This is a genomic window from Streptomyces sp. NPDC005435, from assembly GCF_040703155.1.
Lineage (GTDB): Bacteria > Actinomycetota > Actinomycetes > Streptomycetales > Streptomycetaceae > Streptomyces.
Window position 1 is genome coordinate 1 of record NZ_JBEXEQ010000012.1, and the last position, 25,117, is coordinate 25,117.

28 protein-coding genes are annotated in these 25,117 nt (G+C 71.9%); 12 read left to right on the forward strand and 16 right to left on the reverse strand.

From position 1 onward, the window contains the following. The first annotated feature begins 205 nt into the window (after positions 1 to 205). From AB0898_RS16750 to AB0898_RS16765, 4 genes are all read left to right on the forward strand, one after another. A complete protein-coding gene (locus AB0898_RS16750; RefSeq protein WP_366803677.1) occupies positions 206 to 1,438 on the forward strand; it encodes an Ig-like domain-containing protein in 1,233 nt (410 codons plus the stop codon). Positions 1,439 to 1,606: 168 nt separating this feature from the next. After that, positions 1,607 to 2,845, forward strand: coding sequence for an Ig-like domain-containing protein (locus AB0898_RS16755; protein ID WP_407078356.1), 1,239 nt, complete (start codon positions 1,607 to 1,609; stop codon positions 2,843 to 2,845). Between the two features lie 78 nt (positions 2,846 to 2,923). Next, the gene (locus AB0898_RS16760; protein ID WP_366803679.1) at positions 2,924 to 3,691 is read left to right on the forward strand and encodes an enoyl-CoA hydratase-related protein; all 768 of its coding nucleotides are present in this window, start codon (positions 2,924 to 2,926) and stop codon (positions 3,689 to 3,691) included. Between the two features lie 270 nt (positions 3,692 to 3,961). Further along, positions 3,962 to 4,570, forward strand: coding sequence for an ATP-binding protein (locus AB0898_RS16765; protein ID WP_366803680.1), 609 nt, complete (start codon positions 3,962 to 3,964; stop codon positions 4,568 to 4,570). 4 nt (positions 4,571 to 4,574) lie between these two features. Here AB0898_RS16765 and AB0898_RS16770 read toward each other — a convergent pair whose 3' ends face one another. Continuing rightward, positions 4,575 to 5,204: a DUF6461 domain-containing protein gene (locus tag AB0898_RS16770; RefSeq protein WP_366803681.1), complete on the reverse strand. Its 630-nt coding sequence runs from the start codon at positions 5,202 to 5,204 to the stop codon at positions 4,575 to 4,577. A 109-nt stretch (positions 5,205 to 5,313) separates the two neighbouring features. Between AB0898_RS16770 and AB0898_RS16775 the strand changes: the two genes are divergently transcribed. From AB0898_RS16775 to AB0898_RS16785, 3 genes are all read left to right on the forward strand, one after another. Next, positions 5,314 to 6,225 (forward strand): MerR family transcriptional regulator, encoded by a 912-nt coding sequence (locus AB0898_RS16775; RefSeq protein WP_366803682.1) that lies wholly within the window; start codon positions 5,314 to 5,316, stop codon positions 6,223 to 6,225. A gap of 60 nt (positions 6,226 to 6,285) precedes the next feature. Beyond that, on the forward strand, positions 6,286 to 6,498 hold the full coding sequence (locus tag AB0898_RS16780; RefSeq protein ID WP_366803683.1) for an EF-hand domain-containing protein: 213 nt from the start codon (positions 6,286 to 6,288) through the stop codon (positions 6,496 to 6,498). Positions 6,499 to 6,711: 213 nt separating this feature from the next. Then, the gene (locus AB0898_RS16785) at positions 6,712 to 7,374 is read left to right on the forward strand and encodes an NAD(P)-binding domain-containing protein (RefSeq protein WP_366803684.1); all 663 of its coding nucleotides are present in this window, start codon (positions 6,712 to 6,714) and stop codon (positions 7,372 to 7,374) included. Between the two features lie 48 nt (positions 7,375 to 7,422). On the opposite strand, the gene AB0898_RS16790 is transcribed toward AB0898_RS16785, so the two are convergent. Continuing rightward, complete coding sequence (locus tag AB0898_RS16790) at positions 7,423 to 7,983, reverse strand: glycoside hydrolase family 25 protein (protein WP_366803685.1); 561 nt, start codon at positions 7,981 to 7,983, stop codon at positions 7,423 to 7,425. Positions 7,984 to 8,048: 65 nt separating this feature from the next. Beyond that, on the reverse strand, positions 8,049 to 8,717 hold the full coding sequence (locus AB0898_RS16795; RefSeq protein ID WP_366803686.1) for a TetR family transcriptional regulator: 669 nt from the start codon (positions 8,715 to 8,717) through the stop codon (positions 8,049 to 8,051). A 146-nt stretch (positions 8,718 to 8,863) separates the two neighbouring features. Between AB0898_RS16795 and AB0898_RS16800 the strand changes: the two genes are divergently transcribed. Both AB0898_RS16800 and AB0898_RS16805 read left to right on the forward strand, forming a co-directional pair. Next, positions 8,864 to 9,802, forward strand: a complete 939-nt coding sequence (locus AB0898_RS16800; protein WP_366803687.1) for an alpha/beta fold hydrolase — start codon at positions 8,864 to 8,866, stop codon at positions 9,800 to 9,802. Then, a complete protein-coding gene (locus tag AB0898_RS16805) occupies positions 9,799 to 10,686 on the forward strand; it encodes a squalene/phytoene synthase family protein (RefSeq protein ID WP_366803688.1) in 888 nt (295 codons plus the stop codon). Before AB0898_RS16800 ends, AB0898_RS16805 begins: the two co-directional genes overlap by 4 nt. Here the strand turns inward: AB0898_RS16805 and AB0898_RS16810 are convergent. Both AB0898_RS16810 and AB0898_RS16815 read right to left on the reverse strand, forming a co-directional pair. Next, positions 10,645 to 10,965, reverse strand: a complete 321-nt coding sequence (locus AB0898_RS16810; protein WP_366803689.1) for a LuxR C-terminal-related transcriptional regulator — start codon at positions 10,963 to 10,965, stop codon at positions 10,645 to 10,647. The two genes, AB0898_RS16805 and AB0898_RS16810, sit on opposite strands and share 42 nt — an antisense overlap. Continuing rightward, positions 10,962 to 12,203, reverse strand: coding sequence for a hypothetical protein (locus tag AB0898_RS16815; protein ID WP_366803690.1), 1,242 nt, complete (start codon positions 12,201 to 12,203; stop codon positions 10,962 to 10,964). Before AB0898_RS16815 ends, AB0898_RS16810 begins: the two co-directional genes overlap by 4 nt. A gap of 404 nt (positions 12,204 to 12,607) precedes the next feature. On the opposite strand from AB0898_RS16815, the gene AB0898_RS16820 reads away from it, so the two are divergent. Then, positions 12,608 to 13,330, forward strand: a complete 723-nt coding sequence (locus AB0898_RS16820) for a helix-turn-helix transcriptional regulator (protein ID WP_366803691.1) — start codon at positions 12,608 to 12,610, stop codon at positions 13,328 to 13,330. Between the two features lie 60 nt (positions 13,331 to 13,390). Here the strand turns inward: AB0898_RS16820 and AB0898_RS16825 are convergent, their stop codons facing one another. The 6 genes from AB0898_RS16825 to AB0898_RS16850 form a co-directional block, all read right to left on the reverse strand. Then, a complete protein-coding gene (locus tag AB0898_RS16825; RefSeq protein WP_366803692.1) occupies positions 13,391 to 14,734 on the reverse strand; it encodes a hypothetical protein in 1,344 nt (447 codons plus the stop codon). Positions 14,735 to 14,958: 224 nt separating this feature from the next. Then, complete coding sequence (locus tag AB0898_RS16830; RefSeq protein ID WP_407078361.1) at positions 14,959 to 16,218, reverse strand: MAB_1171c family putative transporter; 1,260 nt, start codon at positions 16,216 to 16,218, stop codon at positions 14,959 to 14,961. A 16-nt stretch (positions 16,219 to 16,234) separates the two neighbouring features. Beyond that, entirely contained in the window at positions 16,235 to 16,870 is a 636-nt protein-coding gene (locus tag AB0898_RS16835; protein ID WP_366803694.1) for a hypothetical protein, read from the reverse strand. Between the two features lie 181 nt (positions 16,871 to 17,051). Beyond that, positions 17,052 to 17,486: a hypothetical protein gene (locus tag AB0898_RS16840; protein WP_366803695.1), complete on the reverse strand. Its 435-nt coding sequence runs from the start codon at positions 17,484 to 17,486 to the stop codon at positions 17,052 to 17,054. A gap of 181 nt (positions 17,487 to 17,667) precedes the next feature. Further along, a complete protein-coding gene (locus AB0898_RS16845; protein ID WP_366803696.1) occupies positions 17,668 to 17,997 on the reverse strand; it encodes a hypothetical protein in 330 nt (109 codons plus the stop codon). Between the two features lie 92 nt (positions 17,998 to 18,089). Next, positions 18,090 to 18,584 (reverse strand): hypothetical protein, encoded by a 495-nt coding sequence (locus tag AB0898_RS16850; protein WP_366803697.1) that lies wholly within the window; start codon positions 18,582 to 18,584, stop codon positions 18,090 to 18,092. Between the two features lie 339 nt (positions 18,585 to 18,923). Here AB0898_RS16850 and AB0898_RS16855 point away from each other — a divergent pair, with 339 nt between their 5' ends. Both AB0898_RS16855 and AB0898_RS16860 read left to right on the forward strand, forming a co-directional pair. Then, positions 18,924 to 19,769, forward strand: coding sequence for an ATP-binding cassette domain-containing protein (locus AB0898_RS16855; RefSeq protein ID WP_366803698.1), 846 nt, complete (start codon positions 18,924 to 18,926; stop codon positions 19,767 to 19,769). Then, complete coding sequence (locus tag AB0898_RS16860; protein WP_366803699.1) at positions 19,766 to 20,611, forward strand: hypothetical protein; 846 nt, start codon at positions 19,766 to 19,768, stop codon at positions 20,609 to 20,611. The genes AB0898_RS16855 and AB0898_RS16860 overlap by 4 nt, the downstream gene beginning before the upstream one ends. 69 nt (positions 20,612 to 20,680) lie before the next feature. On the opposite strand, the gene AB0898_RS16865 is transcribed toward AB0898_RS16860, so the two are convergent. From AB0898_RS16865 to AB0898_RS16885, 5 genes are all read right to left on the reverse strand, one after another. Then, the gene (locus tag AB0898_RS16865; RefSeq protein ID WP_366803700.1) at positions 20,681 to 20,914 is read right to left on the reverse strand and encodes a helix-turn-helix transcriptional regulator; all 234 of its coding nucleotides are present in this window, start codon (positions 20,912 to 20,914) and stop codon (positions 20,681 to 20,683) included. Between the two features lie 451 nt (positions 20,915 to 21,365). Further along, positions 21,366 to 21,701 carry a hypothetical protein gene (locus AB0898_RS16870; protein WP_366803701.1) on the reverse strand — a complete coding sequence of 112 codons (336 nt, stop codon included), beginning with the start codon at positions 21,699 to 21,701 and terminating at the stop codon, positions 21,366 to 21,368. Positions 21,702 to 21,887: 186 nt separating this feature from the next. Next, on the reverse strand, positions 21,888 to 22,874 hold the full coding sequence (locus AB0898_RS16875) for an aldo/keto reductase (protein ID WP_366803702.1): 987 nt from the start codon (positions 22,872 to 22,874) through the stop codon (positions 21,888 to 21,890). Then, on the reverse strand, positions 22,871 to 23,707 hold the full coding sequence (locus AB0898_RS16880) for an alpha/beta fold hydrolase (RefSeq protein WP_366803703.1): 837 nt from the start codon (positions 23,705 to 23,707) through the stop codon (positions 22,871 to 22,873). Before AB0898_RS16880 ends, AB0898_RS16875 begins: the two co-directional genes overlap by 4 nt. After that, positions 23,704 to 25,020, reverse strand: a complete 1,317-nt coding sequence (locus AB0898_RS16885) for a cytochrome P450 (RefSeq protein ID WP_366803704.1) — start codon at positions 25,018 to 25,020, stop codon at positions 23,704 to 23,706. The genes AB0898_RS16880 and AB0898_RS16885 overlap by 4 nt, the downstream gene beginning before the upstream one ends. Positions 25,021 to 25,117: the final 97 nt, after the last annotated feature.

Consider the following 25,117-nt stretch of genomic DNA (forward strand, 5'->3'; position numbering starts at 1 on the left):
GGGCCCGGGGCGCCCCCCCCCGGGACGCGGCAGGCCGCCCGGTGCGACTGCGCCCGACGGCTCCACAGCGGGCTGCGGACGCCCCGCCGGAGCCGGTCGCACCGGCCCCGGCGGGGCACCCTTCCTGTCGTCCTCCCCACTGTTCTGCCCAGCCCTGGCGTCGCACTCACGTGCCCCCGGGACGGGCTTGGTCGTTATGTCCGGTGTGAGGTATCTACGAGGACGCGCGCGGCGCGCGCTGGCCGCACTGGCCACTGCACTGACCTGGGCGGGACTGGTGGCCGGGGCCGCCGGCTGCACCGCCGACGGCTCCGGACCGCTGGGCATCGGCGGCCCGCCGGGGAGATCCCCGGCCCCCGAGGACGTCATTCGCGTCACCCCGCGCGACGGCGGCACCGGCGTACGCCCAGACGGGCGGCTGCGCGTACGGGTGCCCGACGGGCGGCTGGAGAAGGTCACCGCCACCCGCTCCCAGGACGCCCGCGACACCCCGGTCACCGGGCGGATCAGCGCGGACGGCCACAGCTGGGAGCCCGACGACAAGCAGCTCGCGCTCGCCGCCCGCTACACGCTCGACGTGGTGGCGGTCGACGGCGAGGGCCGCCGCTCGGCCCGGCACACCACCTTCACCACCTACGTCCCCGACGAGCGGTTCATCGCCTACGTCACCCCCGAGAACCGCTCCACGGTCGGCACCGGCATGATCGTCTCCCTCTCCTTCAGCCGGGAGATCGCCGACCGCGCCGCCGTCGAGCGCGCGGTGCGGGTCACCGCGAAACCGCCCGTCGAGATCCGCCCGCACTGGTTCGGCAAGAACCGCCTGGACTTCCGCCCCGAGAAGTACTGGAAGCCCGGCACCGAGGTCACCGTCGGCATCGGCCTGCGCGACGTCCAGGGCGCCCCCGGGGTCTACGGCCTCCAGCACAAGACCGTCACCTTCACCGTCGGCCGCAGCCAGGTCTCCAAGGTGGACGCGGCCGCGCACACCATGCAGGTCCGCCGCGACGGCACCCTGCTGGCCACCGTGCCGATCACCGCGGGCGCCCCCAAGACCCCCACCTACAACGGCAAGATGGTCGTGATGGACATGCTGGAGGTGACCCGCATGAACGGCGGCACCGTCGGCTTCGGCGGCGAGTACGACATCCCCGACGTGCCGCACGCCATGAAGCTCACCGACTCCGGCACCTTCCTGCACGGCAACTACTGGTCGCCGGACGCCCCCGGCGAGACCAACGTCAGCCACGGCTGCGTGGGCCTCCGGGACGTCAAGGGCGGCGGCGCGGACACCCCGGCCGGCTGGTTCTTCGACCGCAGTCTCGTCGGCGACGTCATCGAGATCGTCCACAGCAAGGACAAAACCGTCGCCCCGGACAACGGGCTCGGAGGGTGGAACATGGCATGGAACCGGTGGAAGGCGGGCAGCGTGCTCAAGTGACCGTGTGAGCTGCGGGGTTCCGGTGAGGGGGCAGTGATTCAAGTTGCGACGGAACGGTGACACGGGGCGGGCGTCCGGGCCGGAACCCGGCGGCTAACATCCCAGTGTGCGCGGGACGCGCCGGGGTGTGCGGGCCTGTTCGAGCCAGGCCACGGAGGGGAGACCGACTTGAACGTGCGGCCGATATCGGGGGCTTCGGCGGGGAGCCGGCGCAAAGGTCGTGGAGGACTCGCGCTGATGGCGGGCGCGCTGGTGCTGTCGCTCGCCGCGTGCGGCGGCGGAGGGGACGCCGGGAGCGGGTCCAAGGACGGAAAGGGCGGCGGATCGGCCGCCCAGCAGGACAAGCAGTCGGCCGCGGCCGTCAGCATCTCGCCCAAGTCCGGGGCGAAGAGTGTGAACACCAGCGGGGCCCTGAAGGTGAAGGTGGCCAAGGGGCGGCTGACCAAGGTCGTCGTCAAGGACACCAAGGGCACCGAGATCGACGGCAAGATGTCCGACGGGGGAGCCACCTGGACCCCGTCGGCCCATCTGTCCGCGAGCACCAGGTACACGGTGCACGCGGTCGCCGAGGACTCCCGGGGCCGCGAGGCCGCCGAGGACTCCTCCTTCACCACACTGACGCCGAAGAACACCTTCGTCGGCTACTTCACCCCCGAGGACGGCTCCACGGTCGGCGTCGGGATGCCGTTCTCCGTGCGCTTCACCCGGGGCATCACCGACCCGGCGGCCGTCGAGAAGGCCATACGGATCAAGACCGAGCCGGCCGTCGACGTCGAGGGCCACTGGTTCGGCAACGACCGCATCGACTTCCGCCCCGAGAAGTACTGGAAGTCCGGCACCAAGGTCACCGTCGACCTCGACCTGGACGGCGTCGAGGGCCGCGACGGGGTCTACGGCAAGCAGCACAAGACGGTGAAGTTCACGATAGGCCGCAACCAGGTCTCGTACGTGGACGCGAGCAAGCACACCATGAAGGTCACCCAGGGCGGCAAGACCGTACGCACCCTCCCGGTCACCACCGGCAAGCCCGGGTACGACACCTGGAACGGCCAGATGGTCATGACCGAGAAGCTCAGCGTGACCCGCATGAACGGCGAGACCGTGGGCTACGGCGGCGAGTACGACATCAAGGACGTGCCGCACGCCATCCGGCTCACCGACTCCGGCACCTTCATCCACGGCAACTACTGGGGCGGCGGCGCGTTCGGCAACTACAACGCCAGCCACGGCTGCGTCGGCCTGCGCGACGTCAAGGGCGGTTACGACAAGGGCGTCCCGGCGGCGTGGTTCTTCAACCACTCCATGGTCGGTGACGTGGTCGTCGTCAAGCACTCCCACGACCGCACGGTCTCCCCGGACAACGGCCTCAACGGCTGGAACATGAGCTGGGCGGACTGGAAGAAGTAGGACCTCGCGACAAGGGGCCCGGCGCTGTGACACACGGCACCGGGCCCGCTGTCGTTAGCGGGCGTTAACCTGCTGCGCATGACCGTGAATCTCGAAGTCTCCGAGGGCGTCGGCACGCTGCGGCTCGACCGGCCGCCGATGAACGCGCTGGACATCGCCACCCAGGACCGGCTGAAGGAACTCGCCGAGGAGGCCACGCGCCGCGACGACGTGCGCGCCGTGGTGATCTACGGCGGGGAGCGGGTGTTCGCGGCGGGCGCGGACATCAAGGAGATGCAGGACATCGACCATCTGGGCATGGTCCAGCGGGCCCGTGCCCTCCAGGACGCCTTCACCGCCGTCGCCCGCATCCCCAAGCCCGTCGTCGCCGCCGTCACCGGGTACGCGCTCGGCGGCGGCTGCGAGCTGGCCCTGTGCGCCGACTACCGCATCGCCGCCGACGACGCCAAGCTCGGCCAGCCCGAGATCCTGCTCGGCCTCGTCCCGGGCGCGGGCGGCACCCAGCGGCTGCCCCGGCTGATCGGCCCGTCCAAGGCGAAGGACCTCATCTTCACCGGCCGCATGGTGAAGGCGGACGAGGCCCTCGCGCTCGGCCTGGTGGACCGGGTCGTCCCCGCCGCCGAGGTCTACGAGCAGGCCCACGCCTGGGCCGCCCGGCTCGCCCGGGGCCCCGCCGTCGCGCTGCGCGCGGCCAAGGAGTCGATCGACACCGGCCTGGAGACCGACCTCGACACCGGGCTCGCGGTGGAACGGAACTGGTTCGCCGGGCTGTTCGCCACCGAGGACCGCGAGCGGGGGATGCGCAGCTTCGTGGAGGAGGGGCCGGGCAAGGCCACGTTCCTCTGACCGTCGGGTGAACGCGTCGGCGAGGTCTCCGGCGGGGACTGCGGTGGGGCCTCCGGCAGGGGCTCCGGCAGGGGCTCCGGCAGGGCCGAATTTCCGGATCAAGTGCCCCGATGGCCCTTGCAATTGACGTGTCGTCTGATTCGGGCCCCTCGGTGGACCGGTTTATGGGAGCCTTAACTCCACCTTAAGCCTGCCTCGCCGAGGGGAGCCCTTCGCTTGCCGGGAACCGAGCCTTCTCCGCAGGTCGGAGGGGCCTCTGTGCAACCTGTCGTGCCATTGGCATATGCCGAGCGCATGGAGCACGACAGGGGCGTACAGGGGGCGTATTCCACCGGAACGCCCCCGGAGGCGCCCGATGGCGGCCATCATGGGGGCATGGCGGGGCTGGAGGGCATCGAACAGCCGCGGGGACACAGCCGTGCGGCCGCGGCGCGCTGGTCGCCCGCGGTCGAGGACGAACGGGCGCTCAAGGCGCTGGAGCTGTTCGGCAATCCGGTCGAGGCGGAGGTCCGGCTGCCGTCCCGTCCCGAGTCCGCCGCCACCGCGCGCCGGCTCGTCCAGGTGGTCGTGCTGCGGCAGTGGGGACTGAGCCCCAAGATGACCGAGGACACGGTCTTACTCGTCTCCGAACTCGTGGGCAACGCCGTACGGCACACCGGCGCCCGCGTCTTCGGACTCCGGATGCGCCGTCGGCGCGGCTCGATCCGCGTCGAGGTGCGCGATCCCTCGCGCGGCCTGCCCTGTCTGCTGCCGGTGCGCGAGATGGACATCAGCGGCCGGGGGCTGTTCCTGGTCGACAAGCTCTCCGACCGCTGGGGCGTGGACCTGCTCCCGCGCGGCAAGACGACCTGGTTCGAGATGCGGCTCGCGGACCGCTGAACCGTCACCGGACGCCGGTGAGCCCGTCGAGGGAAGGCCTGCCGCCGACCACGGCCAGCGGCAGCCTGCCGTCCTCCAGCAGATCGCGCGGCAGGGAGAGACCGAAGCGCTTCTCGATCACGCCCAGCGACATGGCGATCCGCAGGCCGTACCGCGCACCGCTCACCTCAAGGTGACCCCCCGAGGGGAGAAGGACGCCCGCCGCCTCCAGATCCCCCTGGAGAAGATCCGGCCGCGAACCCCAGCGCCTCCGCTCCTCGCCCAGGCCGAACGAGCACAGCAACTCACCGTCGGCGGCGTACGAGAAGAGGGGCGGCGGGTGGAACGCCTGGGGGTCGAGGTTCACCGCCTCGACACCGTCGCGCGACACCCTCCTGAGGACGTCGTGCCTGGTCCCGGCGGCCTCCCCGTACTCGGCGGCGAACGCCCAGCCCTGGGCCTCGCCCAGGCGTACGACACCGCTGTCCGCGTCGGTGAGGAGCCCGACCGCTTCCCGGGCGGTCGCCGGCGGCCGCGCGCCGTCCGGTGCGGCACCGAGCCGGACGGCCAGCTCGTCCGGCGTGATCCCACGGGCGAAGGTGACGCCGTACTGCCACTCGGACTCCGCCAGCCAGCGCACACCGCGATTCGTCATCTCCCCATCGTGTCGCAGCGCTTCGCCGCCATGACGGCGGGGCCGCCCCCGGGTTCCCCGGGAAAGCCGGGTTGAGTCTCCAGCGGGTGGAGGCCGCAGACTCGGCTCCGTGAACGACGACGGCACAGGCCTTCTCACCATCGGCGATCTGGCCCGGGCCACCGGTCTGACGGTCCGCACCATCCGCTACTGGTCCGACGAGGGCGCCCTCCCTCCCCTGACCCGCTCCGCCGGCGGCTACCGGCTCTACGACGCCGCCTCGGTGGCCCGCCTCGAACTGATCCGCACCCTGCGCGAACTGGGCCTCGGCCTCACCGACGTACGTCAGGTGCTGGCCGGGGAGCGGACGGTGGCCGAGGTCGCCGCCGCCCATGTGGTGGCGCTGGACGCGCAGATCGGCTCGCTGAAGGTGACCCGCGCGGTGCTGTCGTCGGTGGCGAGACGTGGTTCGAGCGCGGAGGAGACGACCCTGATGAACAAACTGGCCCGGCTGTCGGCGGCCGAACGGCGGCGGATCATGGAGGAGTTCGTGGAGGAGATGTTCCACGGACTCGACACGGCGGACCCGGAGATCCGCACCCGGATGCGGGACAGCGCGCTGAGCCTGCCGGACGACCCCACCCCCGAACAGGTGGACGCCTGGGTCGAGTTGGCGGAACTGGTCCAGGACCCGGAGTTCCGGGGGCAGATGCGGCGCGCGGCGGAGTTCAACGCGGCCGACCGGGGACAGGGCACACCGCCCGGGGCGTCCATGTGGTTCGCCCGGCGACTGGTCCAACTCGCGCGCGACGCACGGGAGAAGGGCATCGACCCGGCGTCCCCCGAGGCGGAATCCGTCCTGCGCGAGCTGCTCGGCGACACCGACCGGGGCAAGGTGCTGGAGCGGATGCTCGCCTCGCACAACCCCCGGCTCGCGCGCTACCGCAGGCTGCTCGGCGTCCTCAAGGGAACGCCCGTCTTCGACCACGAAGAGGACTTCGGGTGGGTGGTCGCCGCACTGCGGGCGCGTACGGACGGTTAATCTGACCAGCGTCAGTATGCCGGTACGGCAGCGCACACACGAGGAAAAAGGGGCGGATCGGTGGCCGACATCGAGGAAGCACGCAAGCAGTTCCAGCGGATCGACGCGGACGGTGACGGGTTCATCACCGCGACGGAGTTCAAGTCCGCGCTCGCCCAGGAGGGCGACTGGAACGTGACCGAGACGGTGGCGGCGGCCATCATCAAGACCCGCGACCTCAACGGCGACAAGGTCCTGTCGTTCGACGAGTTCTGGGCCTACCTGGCCAAGTGACGCGTGTGCGGGAAGGGGCGCCCCGGCGGGCGCCCCTTTTTCGCGCCCTTCTCCGGGTCCGGGTCCGCGCCCGGTTTCGCGCCCGGTTTCGCGTCCGGACCCCGCGCCCGATGGCCGTCACCTGTTCGCCGTACGGGCCGGAATAGCCCGCCCCGCTCCACGGTTGTCGCCCACGGCAGAAGAATGCACATGCATGAACCCTGAGAGGTTTTCATGAAGATCGGCATCATCGGCGCGGGCAACATCGGCGGCAACCTCACCCGGCGGCTCACCGCCCTCGGCCACGACGTCTCCGTGGCCAACTCGCGCGGCCCCGAGACGCTCAAGGCGCTGGCCGAGGAGACCGGCGCGACACCCGTACGGGCCGAGGAGGCGGCGGACGGCGCCGAGGTCGTCGTGGTCACCGTCCCGCTGAAGGCGGTCCCGGACCTGCCCTCGGGGCTGCTCGACGGCGCCGCCGAGGGGGCCGCCGTGATCGACACCAACAACTACTACCCGCGTGAGCGCGACGGCCGGATCGCGGGCATCGAGGACGAGGGCGTCACCGAGAGCCGCTGGACCGAGCGCCATCTCGGGCACCCCGTCGTCAAGGCGTTCAACGGCACCTACGCCCAGGACATCCTGGACCGGCCCCGCCCCGCCGGTGACCCGGACCGGCTGGCCCTCCCGGTCGCCGGCGACGACGAGGCCGCCAAGGCGAAGGTCCGCGCGCTCATCGACGAACTCGGCTTCGACACGGTCGACGCGGGTGGCATCGACGACTCCTGGCGCCAGCAGCCCGCCACCCCGGTCTACGGCCTGCGCGAGGGCGTCGACGCGGTCCGCGCGGCCCTGGCGGCGGCCTCCCCGGAGCGCCCGGCGGAGTTCAGGGGCTGAGCGGCACCGTGATCCGGCAGGGCCGCCCGGTGCCGCACCGAGGGCCCCTCAGCTGCTGAGGTGGGCCCACGCCACCAGGGCGGCCTTGCTGGAGAAGTCGGCCACGTCCTTGTCGAGCGGCTCGCTGGTGTACTGGTGGAAGCGCCACTTGGCCTGGATGCGCGGCTTGCCCGCGCCCACGTAGTCCGCGATCCACAGGCCGTCACCGGCGTACGAGGTCGTGTCCACGTTCAGCCAGTAGTCGCGGTTCGTGTACAGCACGACCCGGTTCTTCGGGCGCAGTTGCTTCAGCTTGCGGATGAAGGAGTCCTTCTCCGCGTTGCTCGCGTGGGTGCCGTCGCCGGTGGTCTCCCAGTCGACGGCCAGGATGTCCCCGGGTTTGTCCGGCGCCTTCGAGACGAAGTACTCGGCCTGCTCGGTGAGATTGCCGGGCCACAGGAAGTGATAGAAGCCCACGACCAGACCGGCGTCCCGCGCGGTCTTCGTCTGGGCCGCGAGTCTGGAGTTGACGTACGACCGGCCTTCCGTCGCCTTGATGAAGACGAAGGAGAGCCCGTCGGTGTCGTACGACGAGGACTGGTAGGCGCTGACGTCGATCCCATGGAGCATGAAGAGGTTGTGCCCCCGAGAGGGGCACTCGGAACATGGGACTCCCTTTGTGATGGCGGCGGTTGTCAGCGCGCGGGTGCGGCCGCTCCGCGCTCGGGCGGCCGCTTTCCGCCGCCGGCCTCGGACTTCGCCGGGGCAGTGAAGATCCGGTCCAGGTGGTGGCGCAGCACCCCGGCCGCCGATTCCGGGCCCCGCTGGCCCACGAGGACGGCGGTGCCCAGGCCCGCCGCCATGGCGAGCAGCCCGACCGCCTCCGTACGCGCGTCCGTCGCGGGGTCCGCGAGGCCGTCGTCCTGCGCCTGGCGCAGCAGGCCGGTCAGGGCGTCCTCGGCGGCGTCCGGGCTGTCGATGAACGGCTGCGCGGCCAGCGCCTCGTCGGTCACCGACAGGATCGCGTACGAGGTGTAGAGCAGATGGAAGACGCGGCTCTCCTCGTCGGCCGGCAGCGACGACAGCAGGATGGCCTCGACGGTCGCGCGCGGGCCCGGCCGCTCGCCGACGGCGGCGAGGCGCGTCCCCACCCGCGCGGTGAAGCGGTCGGTCAGGTGCCGGAGCCCGTAGAGGAGCAGCTTCTCCTTGGTCTGGAAGTAGTACTGCACCAGCCGGAGCGAGATGCCCGCCTCGGCCGCCACGTCGCGCATCCCGACCGCGTGCAGCCCGCGCCGCCCGGCCACCCGGACGAGCGCCTCGGCGATCTGGGTCCGCCGCTCCTCGTGGTCTACCCGCTTCGGCATGGTCGCGTCTCCGTCGGTGGGGGGTCTCGGGCTCGGGTTCAGCGGTCGGTCCGGGTCCGTCGGTCCCGGATTTTTTCATGGTACCGCCGTATCACCATCGTGGTACGGTCGTATTACGAAAACCGGTTCTCCCCGGAGGTGCCTTCATGCCCGAGCACGCCACCCGCCCCCGCCGCGACCTGGGCCACTACGTGAACGACACCCTGCGGGAGAGGTACTTCGCCGCCTGCGACGCGCTCTACGCCCTGGGCGCGCCGGCCCGCTCCGAGACGGACGTCGAGACGAGCTTCGGCACCACGCACGTCTACCGGTACGGCCCCGATGACCCCGACGCCGCGTCCCGTACGCCGGTCGTGCTGATCCACGGCGCGGGCGCGTGTGCCGCGCAGTGGTACCCCAACACCAGGGCGCTCAGCACCGGGCGGCCGGTGTACGCCCTCGACACCCCCGGCGACGCGGGCCGCAGCGTCCAGCGCGAGCACATGTGGCAGCCGGAGCGGGCCGCCCAGTGGCTGGACGAGGCGCTGGAGGGGCTCGGGCTCGACCGGGTCCACCTGGTCGGCTCCTCCTACGGCGGCTGGCTGGCCATCAACCAGGCGCACCTGCGCCCCGGCCGGCTCGCCTCCGTCGTCGCGCTCGACCCGGGCGGCCTGGAGAAGGTGGGCCTGCGCTTCTTCGTGTGGATCTTCGCCGGCCTCTTCGCGACCTTCGCCCCCAAGGCGCTGCGCCCCCGGCTCGCCGCCTGGCTGGAGCAGCCGGTGCTGGTCGTGCCCGAGCTGCGCGCGATGGCTCAACTGCGCGCGCGGGCCTTCCGGATGCGCCGCCCGGCCCCGCTGCCGCTGACGGACGGGGAACTGGGCTCGATCCGCACGCCGTTCTACCTGGTCATGGGCAAGCGCAGCCTGCTCGTGCATCCGCGGCGGCAGCTGGAGCGGGTGCCCCGGCTGATCCCCGGCGCCCGCGCCGAGATCATCGCCGGCACCGGCCACGGACCGCAGATCGACCACCCCGACCTGCTCAACGCCCGGATGCTGGGCTTCATGGACGACACCGACTCGGCCAGCGCTCTACGATCGGGCCGATGAGCGCATGGTCGAAGAGCTTGGACGCGGCGGACATCCGGGACGCGGGATTACGTGAGGACTACGGCGTACAGCGGGAGGCGGTGAAGCGCTCCCGCTCCACCGCCTACCTGGCCGCGCGGTGGCTGCTGCCACGGCCGGTCCTGCCGTACGTCCTGGCCGCCACGGCCGTGATGGAACACGGCGACACCCTCCTGGACACCGGCCCCCTGCCCGAGCGGCAGCGGGCCTGGGAGGTCTGGGAGGAGCGGGTGCGCAAGGCGCTGGCCACCGGCGAGAGCGACGACCCCCTGATCCGCACCCTGGTGCACACCGTCGCCGCGCACCCCAGGATGCGGGAGACCGTGGACGCCTATCTGGCCACCGCGCAGGCCGAGTTGAGCTTCTCCGGCTTCGCCGCCGAGGCCGACTACCAGGCCTACGTCGACGCCTACTCCCTCCCCGCCTTCATGCTCATCGGCACCCTGCTGGGACCCCGGGACGACGACGGCTCCTTCCGCGCGGGCTGCCGCACCTTCATCGAGGGCGCCCAGCGCCTCGACTTCGTCAACGACGTCGCCGAGGACCTGCGCGAGGGCCGTACCGGCATCCCGGCGGACACGCTGGCCCGCTTCTCCCTCACCCGGGACGCGCTCGCGGCAGGCGGCGACCCGGCCGCCGTGCGCGCCCTGGTGGACCATGAAGTCGCGCTGTCCCGGCGGTCGTTGGAGGCGGCCCGCGAGCTGCCGGGGCTGGCTCCGGCCCCGCACCGGCGGCTGCTGAGCACGCTGGTCGAGGTCGAACTGCTCACCGCCGAGGCCGTGTCGGCGCGCGGCGCCGGGGTGCTGGACGGCTCCGCCGCACCGTCACGCCCGGCCGCCCTCCGTCTGCTGCTGCGCGGCCGCTGACCGGGCGATGCGCCGGTGGTGGGCGTAGGCGAACAGCGCCGCCTCGGTGCGGGACCGTACGTGGATCTTGGCCATGATGCTGGTCAGATGCGCCTTGACGGTACGTTCCGCGATGCCGAGGCGGCGGCCGATGAGACGGTTCGGCGCCGCCGTGGACAGCGCCAGCAGCACCTCGCACTCCCGTGAGGTGAGCGAACCGATGGCGGCGGGGTCCCCGGGCGCGGGCGGCACCTTCGCGCGGTCGCCGGACCGTGCTCCGGCGGGGTCGGCGTTCCTCACGTGACGACGGCCGACGGCGCGACGATCTCGGGGCTGAAGAGCCGGGACACCTCGTCCAGCGTGCTGTGGCAGTCGGAGGCGTCGCTGCCCAGCACGACCCAGTGGGCGAGCCGGTCGTCCGCCGTCGCCCTGGCCACCGACTCGACCCGGTTGCCCTCCTCCTGGAGCAACTTCAGCTCTTCCAGCGAGGGTTGGCGGGACGCCCGGGGCGACACCGTGAGGCGTTCGACGCGTCCGGAGACGGGGGCGTAGGCGAAGTGCACGGCCGCCGCACGCTGCCGGACGGGAGCGAGGTCCGGGGTCCTGCCGATTGCCAGGTGCGCGGCGATCCTCGGCAGGTCGATCCCGGTGGCCCGCCGGACCAGCAGGGGGATGAGGTCGTCGGCCGGCTGGGCCTGGACGCCGGTCACGCGGGGTCCGCGCGGTGTCGACGTCACGCTGATGTGGAGTACTCCGGGCTGGACCCCGACGGCGTCCACGGCCCGCCCGACGGTGTTGCGCAGGACCGGGTTGTGCAGCAGGCCGTCGTGGGCGTGGACGGAGTGCCGCAGGGGCTGCCGGCCGGGCATCGGCCCGAAAGAGGTGCGCGCGACGGCGACGACGTGGGCCTCGCCGTCAGGCAGGACGACGGTCTCCGCCGAGAGGTGGAGGCCCTCCAAGTACTCCTCGACCACCACCGAACCATGGGGGTTCGCCGCGGCCGGCACATCGCGGCCCAGGCGCTCGACGGCGGCGCGCACTTCCCCGGCGTCGCGGGCCGCCACCGGCCCCGTCCGTCCGCCGGACCGGGGCCGTACGAGCACGGGATAGCCGATGACGTCCGCGTGGGCCACGGCCGCCTCCGCGTCCATCGCCTCGGCCCAGCGCGGCTGCGGAACCCGGTGCCGGGCCAGCAGCCTGCGCAGCTGGACCGTGTCGCGCAGCGCCACCAGCGAGGCGACGGAGGGGGCGGGAAGCCCCAGGCGCGCGGCGGTGTGTGCCGCGGTGACCAGATGCTCGGGGCTGTACGCGAGCACCCCGCGCACCTCGTAGCGGGCGGCGTGCTCCTTGACCGCCTTGAGGGTGGCCACATGGTCGGTGAGGTCGGCCACGAGGTGCTTCGCCAGATACGGTCTGGCCCAGCCCGGCGCGGTGGCGTCGACCAGCACCACCGGACAGGCGGCGGCGATCCGCGCGAGCTGGAACTCCGCGCCGGCCGCCGCTGAGCCGGCGCCGAGGAGCAGGACGGGCCCTGACATTGCCTCACCTCTGATGGGGTCGGAGTGATCACGAGCCCGTGCGCGGGACCGGACGGCGGCGCGGGCCGGGGGCGACGACGTGCCGGCGATACGCCCGGCACACTCCACGCAGCTGCTGCATGGCGCCGCGATGCTGCTACGTGCGTCGCGGAACTGTCAACAATTGTGGGGATCTTGAGCGGCTCGGGGGTGAATATCGGCCACGGCCGGGCATGGGGTCCAGACGGACGGGGGATCTCCACCCTCAACTTGTCAACGATTGTTGAGAAACAGGCGTGTCGGTGTCCCGCACCCCACCATCATGGCCGGTGTGGATGACGAGACTTTCCCGCAACGGCTAATCTCGATACGGCCGCGCGCACGTGGCCGCTCCCGCCGCCGGCGCACCACGAGAGGGTCCTGCCATGCATGCCGCCGCTGACGCATCGCAGGCGGACGGACTCGCGGCGATGATGGCGGAGATCGACGAGCTGCTCTCCGTGCTGCGCATGAGCCGCGAGGACATCGACCTGGACGACCTCTCGTACCAGAGCGGCCTTCCCGCCGACCGGGTCCGGGCGCTGCTCGACGGCGCCGAGGTGGGGCCCGAGAACCTGGAGGAGCGCTTTCAGCAGCGGCTCGTCTTCCTGCGGCAGACCCGGCTGAAGCCCGGGGGCAAGCGCTTCACCCTCGACGAGATCGCGGCCGGGGCGGGCATCTCCCACGGCCAGGTGGGCTATCTGCTCAACGGCGAGCGCAGGCCCGGCTTCACGGTGCTCGCGGGTCTGGAGCGGTTCTTCGACGTCCCGCCCGGCTTCTTCACCGCCACCGAACGCCAGGCGCTGCACCGGGCGTTGAAGCCGGTGCGCGAGTCGCTGACCCACCTGGCGCTGCTCAAGGGCAAGGGAATCCATCAACTCGCCCTGCGCAGCGGCGATTTCCACGGCGCCTCGACCCGGCTCGGCCATGAACTGCGCGCCGCGCTCGAAACGGCCCTCAGCCAGCCGGAGCCGCCCGTGGAGGACCCGGAGATGCGCGAACTCACCGACACCATCACCGCGTTGCCGGTGAAGTCCCGCCGCCGGATCATGCCGCTCATCCAGGACCTGCTGGGCCTCGTCCGCTCCGACGGGCCGGAGGAGGACTGAGTCCGGCCCCGCCGCTCGGCGTGTGCGGGGCTCCGTAACTCGGCGCGGGGGAACCGTAGTTCACCGGCGCGTCAGGACGCGTGCCGTCCGCAGCAGCACACGCGGGCTCGTGAGGGCGCGCGGATGCTTCCGCATGTTCACCACGGCCATGAACTCCCGGTTCACGACGGGGTCGATGACGGACGCCTCGACCACCTTGTCCCCGGCCCACCGGATCAGGCGGTAGCCCGGGGGATAGGGGCCGGTCACATGGGGCTGGGCCAGATCGGCGGTGGTCGACGTCTGCCAGGCGGCGTCCACGATCACACCGAGCCGCCGGAAGTACTCCCACGCCGGTTCCCGAGGCGAGGCACCCGAGCGCAGCTGGGCCGCCAGCGCGGAGGCCCCCAGCGTGGCGAGCGTGAGCCCCTGGCCGTAGGCCGGGTTCACCGAGGCGACGGCGTCGCCCAGCGAGACCAGCCCGCCGGGAAAGCGGCCGAGCCGCGTGAAGTCGCGCCGCACACTCTCGCGGAAGTGAAAGGTCTTGATCTCGCCGTCCAGCCGGCACCGGTCGGCCACCACCCGCAGCGGAGTGACACACCGGCGCATCCGGCGCAGGAACTCCTCGGGGTCCGGGCCCGGCCGGTAGTCGTCGTAGCCGACCATCACCACCGACCACCGGTCCCCCTCGACCGCCACCAGGGCGCCGGGCTCGCTCAGCTCCGCCCGGTAACCGGTGGCCGGACCCGGAGAGGCGTGCGCGACGACGGTGCCGGGGAGTTCGTCCCCCCGGTGGAACGAGGCGGTGGCGTACCCCAGATCGACCCGCATGCGGTCCAGCGGCGCGGACTCCCAGCCGTGCGCCCGCAGCCAGGAGCCGAGCCGGCTGGAGCGGCCCATGGCGTCCACGACCAGATCGGCGTCCAGCTCCGCGAGCGCGGTGTCCCGAGGCGGGTCCCCGGCGGCGTCCCCGGTCGCGTCCCCAGCCGTGTCCCCAGCCGTGTCCTCGGCTGGCGAGAACCGCACCCCGCACACCCGCGCACCGGAGAACATCAGGTCCCGGGCCTGCGCGCGCACCACCCGCACGTTGTGCAGCGCCAGAACGTGACGGCGTACGTGGTCTTCGAGGAACGGCCTTGTCGCGCCGATCAGTTGGTTGTCGGGCACGCAGGCCTTGAGCACCCCGTCGACGTAGTACTGGACCTCCGGACCCGTGCCCAACCGGGCCCCGCCGGCGATCAGTTGCTCACCCAGGCCGGGAAACAGGCGGTTCAGCCGCACGTACCCCATGGACAGCAGGGCGTGCAGCTGGTGCCGGTGCGGGGCGCCCCGCCCCGATCCGCCGTCGGGTTCCAGGACGACCACCTCATCCGCGTGGTCCGCCAGTACGCGCGCCGCCAGCAGCCCGGCGAAGCTTCCACCCATCACGATCGCTCGTCGCACTCGATCCCCCCGGAGCGGGCCCGCGGGCCCGGCCCACTCACCGGCCTTCTCGCCGTCGACTGATGTGGCGCACCCTAACGGTCGGCGCGGCGCGGGGCAGCCCGGACCCGGAACGTACGCCCCGGGACACCGGCCCCGCGCCGCACCTCAACCGTCGCCCCGCACGCCTAACCGTCGCGCCGCACGCCTAGCCGTCGCCCGCACGCCTACCCCTCGCCCCGCGAACCGCTCGGCGCCCGGCGGTCCATCTCCGCCACCGCGCGCAGCGCGGCGCCGACGACCGGATGGGACAGGGCCCGGGAGACCCGCAGCAGCCGGGCGCGCTCGTCCGCCGCCGGGGTGTCGTCGCCGGGCAGGCGCACCGGCGGCCCGGCCGGGGGCCGGGACCGGGGCACCCCGCCGTGCTCCTGCCGCGCCTCCCGGAGCCGGTCCACCGCGTCGCGCAACGACGCGGCGGTCGCGGCGGCGTCCAGATCCTCGGGCCCCAAGGGCGCCCAGCCGCCCGCCCCGGCGCCGTGCCCGTCGTGCAGCAGCCGGACGGCCTCCATCGGGGCCGGGTCGACCCACGGCCGGAGCGTACGGATGCCGTCCAGGATCTCGATCACCCGCCGGTGGAGCTGGAAGGTCACGTTCACGGTGAGCCGCCCGCCACGGGCCGCCTCGACGCTGAAGGCGAGATCCTGGTCGACGCGGGAGACGACCAGGTCCCACAGCGGCTGCAGGGACCTGAAGTCACGGCGTTCCCGCCACCAGGCCGCGCTGGCCGCGCCGGTGAGGCCGTAGTAGAGGATGAGCGTCCCGACGACACCGCACGTGGACCCGAACACCCCCAGGGTGTCGAGGCTGTGGTTCCCCAGGGCGGCGAAGGCGATCGCGGGGGCCGAGCAGACCACGTAACCGAAGACCGCCAGCATGGCCGCGGCGAAGGCGTCCACCGAGTGCTGGATGCGCGGGTCGTCCAGGGTCATCTGCCGGCACTTGCGCCAGGTGTTCAGCGTGCCGCTGGTCAGCGTCGCCAGAAAGGCCGTCAGGAACAGCAGGATCATCGGGTTCCGGGCGAAGGCCGTGTTGAAGCGCAGCGGGTCGGCGGGTCCGGAGAGGCCGGCGAGGAGGAAGGTGGTGATCATGACGCTCGCGCCCAGGACGTAGACCAGGGTCCAGCGGGTGACCACGCGCCGCAGGCCACGGGGGGTCCGGCGCGGGCGGGGATCCCAGAGCAGGGTGAGGATGTGCCCCATCGCGAAGCACGCCAGGATGCCGACGTAGACGGGCAGGGTCGCGAAACTCGGCCGGCCGGTGATCTCGCCGATGGTCCGGTAGCCGACCGGCGACGCCATGGCGTACACCAGCGAGCCGCACGCGATCATCGTCACCGTCAGGGCCAGGGCCGCGGTGGCGTCGCGCAGGAGCGCCAGGCCCTTCCAGACGGCCATCACCAGGGCCACGCCGGTGATCGTCAAGTACACGATGTTGGAGAGGTGTTCAGACACCGGTCCGCCGATGCGACAGGGCCGAGGAGACGTACTCCGTCGCCCGCCGGTGCCGCCGCAGCTCAAGGTGTCGTTCGAGCATGACGGTGGCGAACGTCTCCGCGCGGCGCTCGTGGTCCCGCCGGTAGTTGGAGCGGGCCAGCACCTTCAGGGCGGGGTCCGGTTTCAGCCCCGGCAGCAGCCGGCGTACGACCTCGGGCGGCATCGGATCGTGGGCGCTCTCGTCCGCCGGATGCTCCTCCCACAGGTGGAACAGCTCGTGCAGACTGGCGTGCAGCCGGGTGAGTTCGCTCGCGGTCGCGTCGACCACGATGTAGTCCCGGTCGCGGCCGCGCGCGCAGAAACCGGAGACCTCAGGCGGCAGCGGGGCCTCGGTCAGGGTGATCGGCTTGCCCCGCTTCAGCGCGACGATGTCGACGAGGTCCTGCAGACCCCGGACGCCGGACAGGCCGATGTCCCTGCGGATGAGCCGGGTGGTCGACCAGGTCGCCGCGTAGATCGCGAGGTGCTCCCGGACCGAGCCGCACAGCGTCTCGGGGCCCGGGCAGATACGACGGCTCCCCCCGGGGCGGGCGCCCGCCGCCCCTTCCCCCACGGGGTTCGGCTTCTTGCTCCGGTTCTCACTCATGACTCACTACTACGTGGCCTGTCTCCGCGGCGGGCGGTGCTGGCTGAAACCGTTCCCCCTCCGCCCGGAACACGTCGGCCCGAACGCGTCCGCCCGGAGCACGCAAGCCCGAACACGTCGGCCGGACCGGAGCGTTGAGGCCCGGGCCCGGCCGACGCGGCGAGGGAGGGGTGCGGCGGTGTTACTTCTTGAGGAGCGTGATGACGATCTGGATCAGCGGCTTGCCGCCGAACTCCAGCACCAGGCGGACCGGGTTGTCCGGCTTGAGGGACTTGACCCACTTGACGAAGGCGGTGTAGCCCTTCTTCGCGGCCGCCTTGGCCTTGGCGTACTCCTTGGCCAGGTACTTCTTGATGTACGCCGTGATGTACTGCGCCACGTCGTTCAGGTCGCCGCTCGCGGCCCTGGTGGTCACCGCGTCGGTACGGGCGGCCACGAGGGCGGCGGTGAGGGCGTCGGCCTGGGCGGAGGTGAGGGCGGCCGGGGCCGGGACGGTGGCGACGGTGGCGACAGCGGGGGTACGGGCGGCTTCGGCGGCGTCGGCCATCGGGGCGGCGACACCCAGCGCGAGGGCCGCGGTGACGGTGGCGGCGGCGATGCGCAGCTTGCTGGTCACAGGAAAGACTCCTCAGTGGGACGGTTCGAGCCGGCCGCCGCCTGCGGACAGGGGGGTCGCGCACAGGCGGCGACCGGGTGACCGGAAGGGGTCCGGTCGGGCAATCGGAAGTCTTCCGCGCGCTGTCTTTCCCCGGTATCGGATCTTTGGGCAGTTGCCTTTTCGGGCAATGCGCCGGGGGTCAGCGGAAAATCGCGCCGACGAGCGCGGCCAGAGCCACGATCACGGCATAGAGAAACAGCGAAGTCGGCCGCCGGGTGTTCCGGACGATTCCGGCTTCATGTGCCTTTCTCTCGGCGTGCGCGAGATTTATGGACGCGTTGAGCCCGCCCACGATCACGATTCCCGCCAGGACCCTGGACCACCAGGTGGTGAAGCACCAGACGCCCACGAGTCCCGCCGTGAGCATGAGGGCGTGGAGCAGGAAGCGGTACAGCGGCGGCTTTTCCGCGGTGGCTTCCACGGATTCCGTGACATCCGTGGTTTCCGCGGCTTCGGAGTTCTCGGACAACGGTCTTTCACCTTCCGGGCAGAAGGGCCGGCTGAAAAGGGGACTGTCCCCCGCTGCCCGGGCAGCGGGGGACAGTCGATCACCTGTGATCATCACGTGTGGTGAATGATGTACTGGATGATGTCCCAGATGGTGCTGGCGTTGCCCAGCCCCAGGATGGTCTTCCACACCCACTTGGTCGGGCTCCAGGAGGACAGCTCGGCGACCTGCTTCTTCAGGTACGCCACACCCTTGGTCTTGCCCAGGCTGTAGGCCTTCCGCGCGACCTTGCCGGACCACTTGACCGCGCCGGGCACCTTCTTGAGGAGCTTCCAGGCCTTGAGGACCACGCCGGCGGTGCCCTGGGTGCCGTAGCCGCCCTCGACCGCGACGGCGGAGGTCTGGCCGACGGCGTGGGCGGTGATGCCCTCGGACCGCAGCAGGGTCACCAGGGAACGGGCCTGGGCGTTGCTGCCGGTCTGGATCGTCTGGGTGGCGGCGACCGGCGCGGGACGGTGCTGGGTCGCTGCGTCGGCCGCCGGGGCGGCGAAACCGAGGGCGACCGCCGCGACCACCGATGCGGCCGTCAGACGGAGTTTGCGATTCACGGGAAATTTCCCCCAAGTCGGCTGTGGACGAATGAAGCGGTGAGCGCGGGAGCTTGTGCGTTCGCCGCCTTGTGCATCCTGGCGATTCGGGGGTGAGGGGTTCCATCGGATCTTCGGGCATGCGACTTTCAGGCATGCGACCTTCAGGCCCCCGGATTTGGTGCGACGCCCGAGTGTTCCCTCCGTGCGGGAAGAGGCAACCTCCCGTTCGGGAAAGGCGTCTTGCCGCCCGGGCTGTCGCCTCACGATTTCCGTCATGAATGAGGTGCGATGAACGACGTGGTTGTCCAAGTGCGTGACCTGACACGCGATTTCGGAAAGAAGCAGGTGCTGAGGGGTGTGACGCTGGACCTTCGGGCAGGGTCCGTCACCGGATTCGTCGGCTCCAACGGGGCCGGGAAGACGACCACCTTGCGCGCCATGCTCGGACTGCTGCCGAGCCGGGGCCACACGCTGTTCCTCGGCCGTCCGCTCGGTGAATTCCGGGCCCCCTCCCATGTGGTGGGGGCGGCCTTCGGCGGTGTCGGAGGACATCCGAGGCACCGGGTGCGCGGCCATCTGCGGATGGTCGCCGCGGGCGCGGGCGTGCCCGACGCGCGGGTGGACGAACTCCTCGAACAGGTCGGCATGCGCGAGGCCGCCTCCAGCCGGCTGGCGTCCCTGTCGCTGGGCATGTCGCAACGGATCGGGATCGCGCAGGCCCTGCTCGGCGCACCCCGCGTGCTCATCCTGGACGAGCCCGCCAACGGCCTCGACCCGCACGCCATCCGCTGGCTGCGCGACTTCCTGCGCACCCTGGCCGACGCCGGTACGGCGGTCCTGGTCTCCAGTCATCTGCTGGCCGAGATGCAGCAGATGGCCGACCACGTCGCCGTCCTGTCCCAGGGCCGGGTCGTCGCCGAGGCCCCCATGAGCGACCTGCTCGCCTACGCCGACAGGCAGGCGGTCGTACAGGTGCAGCTGGCCCCCGGCGACATGGAGAGGCTGTCCGCGCTGGCCGGCCGGCACGGCTTCGTACCGCGCCGGACCGGACCGGACACGGCCGACCTCACCGGTGTGGGCCGCGAGAAGCTGGCGCGGCTGTGCCTGGAGGAGGGCATCGCGCTGTTCCTGCTGACGGAGACCCGGCCCACCCTTGAGGACTTCTATCTGACCATCGCGCACGAGGAGTTCAAGATCGCATGAGCGGCACACCGATGATGGAAGCGACGGAGCCGGCGGCGACGGAGCCGGCGGCGGACCTCAACCCGCCCAGGACACAAGCCTGGTGGCGCGCCTGCCGCTACGAGGTCCGCAACCTGGGCGCCCTGCGCTCCACCTGGATCGTGCTCGGCGTGATCGCGGCCCTCGCGCTGTGGGTGCCGGTCGCGGCGCCGTTCGTCGCGACCGCCAAGGACCTCACCGACCCCTCCCTCGTGGAGTCGGTGCAGTGGAGCCCGAGCCTGACGCAGATGCCGGCCCTGGGCTTCTTCCTGATGGTCCTGGCGACCGGCCCGGTGTCGGCGGAGCTGACGCGCGGCGCGGCCCGCACCAGCTGGCTCACCGCCGCGTCCCGTTCGTACGCGTTCTGGGCCAAGAGCGCGGTGGGCGCGGCGATCGGCGCCGTGGTGTCCGTACTGACGGCCCTGCTCGAAGTGGGCGGCCTGGCGCTGGTGGCCGTGGCCGAGGGCTTTCCCCAGCCGCTGTGGGTACGGCTGCTGGCGGCGGCGTTACGGCTGGCCCTGTGGACGGCGTGCTGGATGACGCTGTGCACGGCGGTGTCGGCGCTGCTGCGCAACCGGGTCGGACCGGTGCTGGTGCTGTTCCTCGCCGCCCCCGCCGGAGAGCGCCTCCTGGCGGCCGGGCTGGCCCGTATCCCGGGACCGCACCTGTCGGCGGTGGCCGACTGGCTACCGTTCGCCGCCGGCCGCACGATGCTCTCCGAGGGCGCCACCGCCCAGGGACTGCTCGGCGGCGCGGTGTTCGTGGCGTTCACCGCGGCGGTGGCCGTTGCCGGGCACGCGGTGTACGGACGACGGACCGGCTGACGCCCGCCCGGACGCCCGAGGACGCCCCCGGGGCGCGGCACATGCGCGTCCCGGGGGCGTCCGGTGGGCTCAGGCGGTGCAGGAGGTGCCGACGGCGGCGATCTGCCGGTGATGGGCGTAGGCGAACAGTGCGGCCTCGGTGCGCGACGTGACCTTGATCTTGGTCATGACGTTGGTCAGGTGCGCCTTGACCGTGCGTTCGGCGATGCCGAGGCGGCGGCCGATCTCGCGGTTGGAGGCCGCCGCGGACAGCAACAGCAGCACTTCGCGTTCTCGCGGTGTGAGGCCGGCGATGGCGTCCATGTCCCCCGGAGCGGCCGGCCGCCACCTCACGAAGGGCCGTTGTGCCTGATCAGGTTCACCCGCGTTCTCTGGTCCTCTGACGTATGACAAATCAGCTCTTACCTTTCCCCGTGTTCCCCGTGATGACGCGGCCGGCGGGAATGCGGCTGGCTGTCGCGTTCCCCGTCCGCCTCGATCGGGACCCTACACAAGGCTCGGGGCAGTGTCGGCATGGGTAATTCCGTTGAATTCCAAGCTAGTTGGCGGATGCCGGCGGGGTGCGGGCGCCGTCCGGGCGAAGACGGGGAGGTGACTGGCCGTACGCCGGTTCGCCGAGGGGGCGGCCCCGGCCGTTCGGGCGATGCCCGAAGGTCTGATGTCCCGGCGCCCACCGGCCGCCCCGCCACGCGAACGGGCCCCGTACGCAACCGCGTACGGGGCCCGCGCGTCGAAGCGCCCGGCGTCGTGCCGCTCAACTCCAGGGAGCGGCATCACCGTTGGCCGCGAACTGGAGCACGCCGGCCGCGACCAGCAGCGCCACACCCGTCAGGGCGGTCGACCACTTCGGCTTCCTGCGCGTGGCCGCCGCCCACCCGGCCGTCAGGACCACCAGGGCCCAGCCGGCCAGATAGGCCCACCAGGCCAGCTCCCTGCCGAGCTCCCAGTCGTCGTTGTCGGCCTTGATGTACACCAGGGCCGACAGGAGGGCGAAGACGATCGGGACCCCCCACAACGCGTCGAACAACGTCCCGGACGCGCCCTTGCCTTCCTGCCTCGCCTGCTCGGGGCTGGACTCGGTCTGTCCCATCGCGCTCTGCTGTCCTTCCCGTGGATTCACTCCGGCCCGCGCTCCCTTGCGTGCGGGCGCGCGCGTTCATCCGGACAGACGCGGGACGGACGGGCGGGGGTTGCTCGCGGGGAGCCGGTACGTGGATCAACTACCTTTGTACGATGGTCAGTTGAGCACTAAAGAGATCTGGCGGGCGGCTCGTTCTCAGTTCACGGAGTCGAGCTTCTCCCGCTGCTCCGCCGTCAGATCGAGGTCGACCGCGCCCAGGTTCTCGTCCAGCTGGGCCACCGAGGAGGCGCCGACCAGGGGGAGGACCGGGATGTCGCCGCCCATCAGCCAGGAGAGCACCACCTGGTTGACGGTGGCGCCGGTCTCCGCCGCCACTTCGCGGACCGCCTTCAGACGCGGCTCGGTGCCCGCGTGCTCGAAACCGGCGCCGAGCGGCTTGTCGTCCCGTACGTACGCGCCCGAGATCAGCGGAGAGTACGAGACCTGCGTCAGCTCCGGGTTGGCGCGCAGGTAGCTGAGCAGGTCGCCGCTCACCAGACCCTGGTTGCCGTCGGGCGAGCGCAGGCTCGGGATGTCGGTGCGCTGACGCAGATAGCTGTGGTGGTGCTGGAGCACCTCGTAGCCGGGCACGCCCGCCGCCGCCGCGAGGGCGCGGGCGCGCTCGACGCGCCAGGCCCAGTGGTTGCTCGCGCCGAGAAGCCCGGCCACACCGTCGGCGACCACGTCGGCGAAGCCCTGGACGGTCTCCTCCAGCGGCGTGTTCTCGTCCATGATGTGCGCGTACAGCAGGTGGATCCTCTCGATGCCGAGGCGTTCGCGGCTGCGCTCCGAGGACTCGCGGATCACCTTGGCGGACAGGCCCTCCACGTCCCGGCTGAAGCCCGTGGTGGGCTGGTTGGGGCGGGCACCCAGCTTCGTGGCGATGGTGATCCGGTCGCCGATGCCCCGGCTCTTCAGCCAGCGGCCGACCAGCTCCTCGCTCTCCCCGCCCTGGGTGCCGTTCACCCAGAACGCGTAGTTGTTGGAGGTGTCGATGAACGTGCCGCCGGCCTCGGCGAACCGGTCGAGGATCGCGAAGGAGGTGGCCTCGTCGACGATCGTGCCGAAGGTCATGGCGCCGAGACTCAGCACACTGACCTCGCGGCGGGTCTCGGGCGAGCTTCCGATGACGCGGTACTTCATGACGGGTCCTTTCGGATGGGGGTGATCTCCGGGGTGTCCGCCCCGGTGGCCGGCAGACCGGCGCACAGCTCGGACACGACGGCGTCCAGATGGGGCCGGAGGTAGAAGTGGCCGCCCGCGTAGACGCGCAGGCGGAAGGCGCCGGTGGTGTGGGCGCGCCAGGCCAGCGCCTGCGGCTCGTCGACCCGGGGGTCGGCGTCGCCGATCAGCGCCGTGACGGGGCAGTCCAGCGGGGTGGCGCCGCGGAACCGGTAGGTCTCGGTGGCCACGTAGTCGCTGCGGACGGCGGGCAGGATCGCGGCCAGCAGCTCCGGGTTGTCGAGCATCTGCCCGTCCGTGCCGCCGAGGAGCCTCATGTCCGCGACGAGCAGATCGTCGTCGGCCAGGTGCACCGCACCCGGCGCGGGGATCGACGGCGCGCGCCGGCCGGAGACCGTGAGGGCGGCGGGCGGAAAACCGGCGTCGCGCAGCCGGCAGGCCACCTCGAAGGCGAGGGAGGCGCCCATGCTGTGCCCGAAGACGCCGAACGGCCGGTCCAGGTGGGATGTCCGGTCCTGGACCAGCTCGGCGGTCACCAGGTCGGCCAGCTCGTGCAGCGACTCCACGCACGGCTCGCCGAACCTCTCCTGACGGCCCGGATACTGCACCACGAGCACGTCGGCGCGGTCCGCCAGGGCGCTGGAGAACGGGTGGAAGTACGAGGCGTTGCCGCCCGCGTGCGGGAAGACCAGCAGGCGCGGGGCGCCGGCGGGCGCGGTGTGGAACCGGCGCAGCCACCGCGTCCCGGTCGGCGGGGCCGCGACCCGGCGCCGGGCTCCGGCCGGGGCCGTCACGCGGTCCTCCCCGCCCGCCCGTCGCCGCCGCGCGCCCGCCGGGCGGTGAGCGGAATGTGCTTGTAGCCGGAGACGAAGCTCGACCGCAGCCGCTCGGGCCGCCCGGCCGGCCGGAAGTCCTCGAACCGGGTGAACAGCTCGTGGAAGAGGGTCTTGAGGGTGACCCGGGCGACGCTGTGGCCGATGCAGTAGTGCGGTCCGATGCCGAAGGCGAGGTGCTTGTTCGGCTTGCGCCGGATGTCGAACTCGCCGCCGTGGGTGAAGACCCGGTCGTCGCGGTTGGCGGAGCCCAGCCAGACGACCACCGCGTCCCCGGCCCTGATCCGGGTGTTGCGGATCTCCACGTCGCGGGTGGCGTACCGCAGGAAGTGGTTGACCGGGGAGGCCCAGCGCAGCGACTCCTCCAGAGCGGTGGCGTCCAGCTCGGGGTGTGCGGCCCAGTCCTGGAGGACGCCCGACTCGATGAACTCGGCCATGACGAAGTTCGGCGCGTGCGGAGTGGTGACGTTCGCGCCGAGCAGCAGGCTGTAGCAGTTGGCCACGATCTCGTCGGCCGCCATGTGCCGGCCCTCGAACTCGGTGGAGATCAGCACGCTGAGCAGATCGTCGCCCAGGTTGTTGCGGCGGAAGCGGACCAAGTCCTGGAAGTAGGCGAACAGTTCGCGATGAGCCACCTTCAGGGTGGCCTCCCGGCCCCCCGGGTCCTGGTACTCGGGGTCGTCGGCGGCGATGCACACGGTCGTGAGCCGGTTGAGCCACGCCCAGTCCGCGGTGGGCAGCCCCATCATCGTCCCGGTGACCGACATCGGCATCGCGAGCATGGCCTGGGCGAAGTCGAACGTGCCGCCGTCGCCGAGCGGTTCGATCAGCGGCACGACCAGGTCGCGGATCATCTCGCGCTGCTTGTCGACGGACTTGACGGCCAGGGCCTTCTTGAGCCGGCCCTGCATCTCGGTGTGGCGCGGCGGGTCGGTGGCCGCGAGCTGCTTGCCGCTGGCCGGGTCGTCGAGCCCCAGCAGGTCGAGCATGGTGCCGCGCTCGGAGGTGAAGGTCGCCGTGTCGCGCAGCACCCGGTCGGAGTCGTCGAAGCGGACGATGTTCCAGAACCAGCGCTCGTCGTCGACCTCGTGACGGGTCAGTGTGCCGAGCGAGCGCATGTGGCGCCAGAGCGGATGCGGGTCCCCGTCGCTGTAGAGGCGCGGGTCGACCAGGTCGAAGGCGGCGGCCGGGCCGGCCGCCGCCGCGTGCATCGGGCAGCCGGGCGGGGGCGCGAGCGGCGGTACGCCGGGGACGGATGCGGAGTGGACGGTCAAGGCCCGTCTTCCTTTCGCCGGGGCGGGCGGTGGGAACGCGCCATGACGTGCGGGCCCGCACCGCGCTGAGAGCACGGCGCGGGGCGCACGAAAGGAG

Excerpts from the sequence above, each read along its gene's own strand:
- AB0898_RS16820 (WP_366803691.1), top strand. The coding sequence starts at position 12,608 with ATGCATGCCGCCGCTGACGCATCGCAGGCGGACGGACTCGCGGCGATG.
- AB0898_RS16805 (WP_366803688.1), top strand. The coding sequence starts at position 9,799 with ATGAGCGCATGGTCGAAGAGCTTGGACGCGGCGGACATCCGGGACGCG.
- AB0898_RS16800 (WP_366803687.1), top strand. The coding sequence starts at position 8,864 with ATGCCCGAGCACGCCACCCGCCCCCGCCGCGACCTGGGCCACTACGTG.
- AB0898_RS16770 (WP_366803681.1), bottom strand. The coding sequence starts at position 5,204 with ATGACGAATCGCGGTGTGCGCTGGCTGGCGGAGTCCGAGTGGCAGTAC.
- AB0898_RS16860 (WP_366803699.1), top strand. The coding sequence starts at position 19,766 with ATGAGCGGCACACCGATGATGGAAGCGACGGAGCCGGCGGCGACGGAG.
- AB0898_RS16790 (WP_366803685.1), bottom strand. The coding sequence starts at position 7,983 with ATGCTCCATGGGATCGACGTCAGCGCCTACCAGTCCTCGTCGTACGAC.
- AB0898_RS16835 (WP_366803694.1), bottom strand. The coding sequence starts at position 16,870 with ATGAGTGAGAACCGGAGCAAGAAGCCGAACCCCGTGGGGGAAGGGGCG.
- AB0898_RS16825 (WP_366803692.1), bottom strand. The coding sequence starts at position 14,734 with ATGGGTGGAAGCTTCGCCGGGCTGCTGGCGGCGCGCGTACTGGCGGAC.
- AB0898_RS16785 (WP_366803684.1), top strand. The coding sequence starts at position 6,712 with ATGAAGATCGGCATCATCGGCGCGGGCAACATCGGCGGCAACCTCACC.
- AB0898_RS16795 (WP_366803686.1), bottom strand. The coding sequence starts at position 8,717 with ATGCCGAAGCGGGTAGACCACGAGGAGCGGCGGACCCAGATCGCCGAG.
- AB0898_RS16865 (WP_366803700.1), bottom strand. The coding sequence starts at position 20,914 with ATGGACGCCATCGCCGGCCTCACACCGCGAGAACGCGAAGTGCTGCTG.
- AB0898_RS16875 (WP_366803702.1), bottom strand. The coding sequence starts at position 22,874 with ATGAAGTACCGCGTCATCGGAAGCTCGCCCGAGACCCGCCGCGAGGTC.
- AB0898_RS16760 (WP_366803679.1), top strand. The coding sequence starts at position 2,924 with ATGACCGTGAATCTCGAAGTCTCCGAGGGCGTCGGCACGCTGCGGCTC.
- AB0898_RS16815 (WP_366803690.1), bottom strand. The coding sequence starts at position 12,203 with ATGTCAGGGCCCGTCCTGCTCCTCGGCGCCGGCTCAGCGGCGGCCGGC.
- AB0898_RS16870 (WP_366803701.1), bottom strand. The coding sequence starts at position 21,701 with ATGGGACAGACCGAGTCCAGCCCCGAGCAGGCGAGGCAGGAAGGCAAG.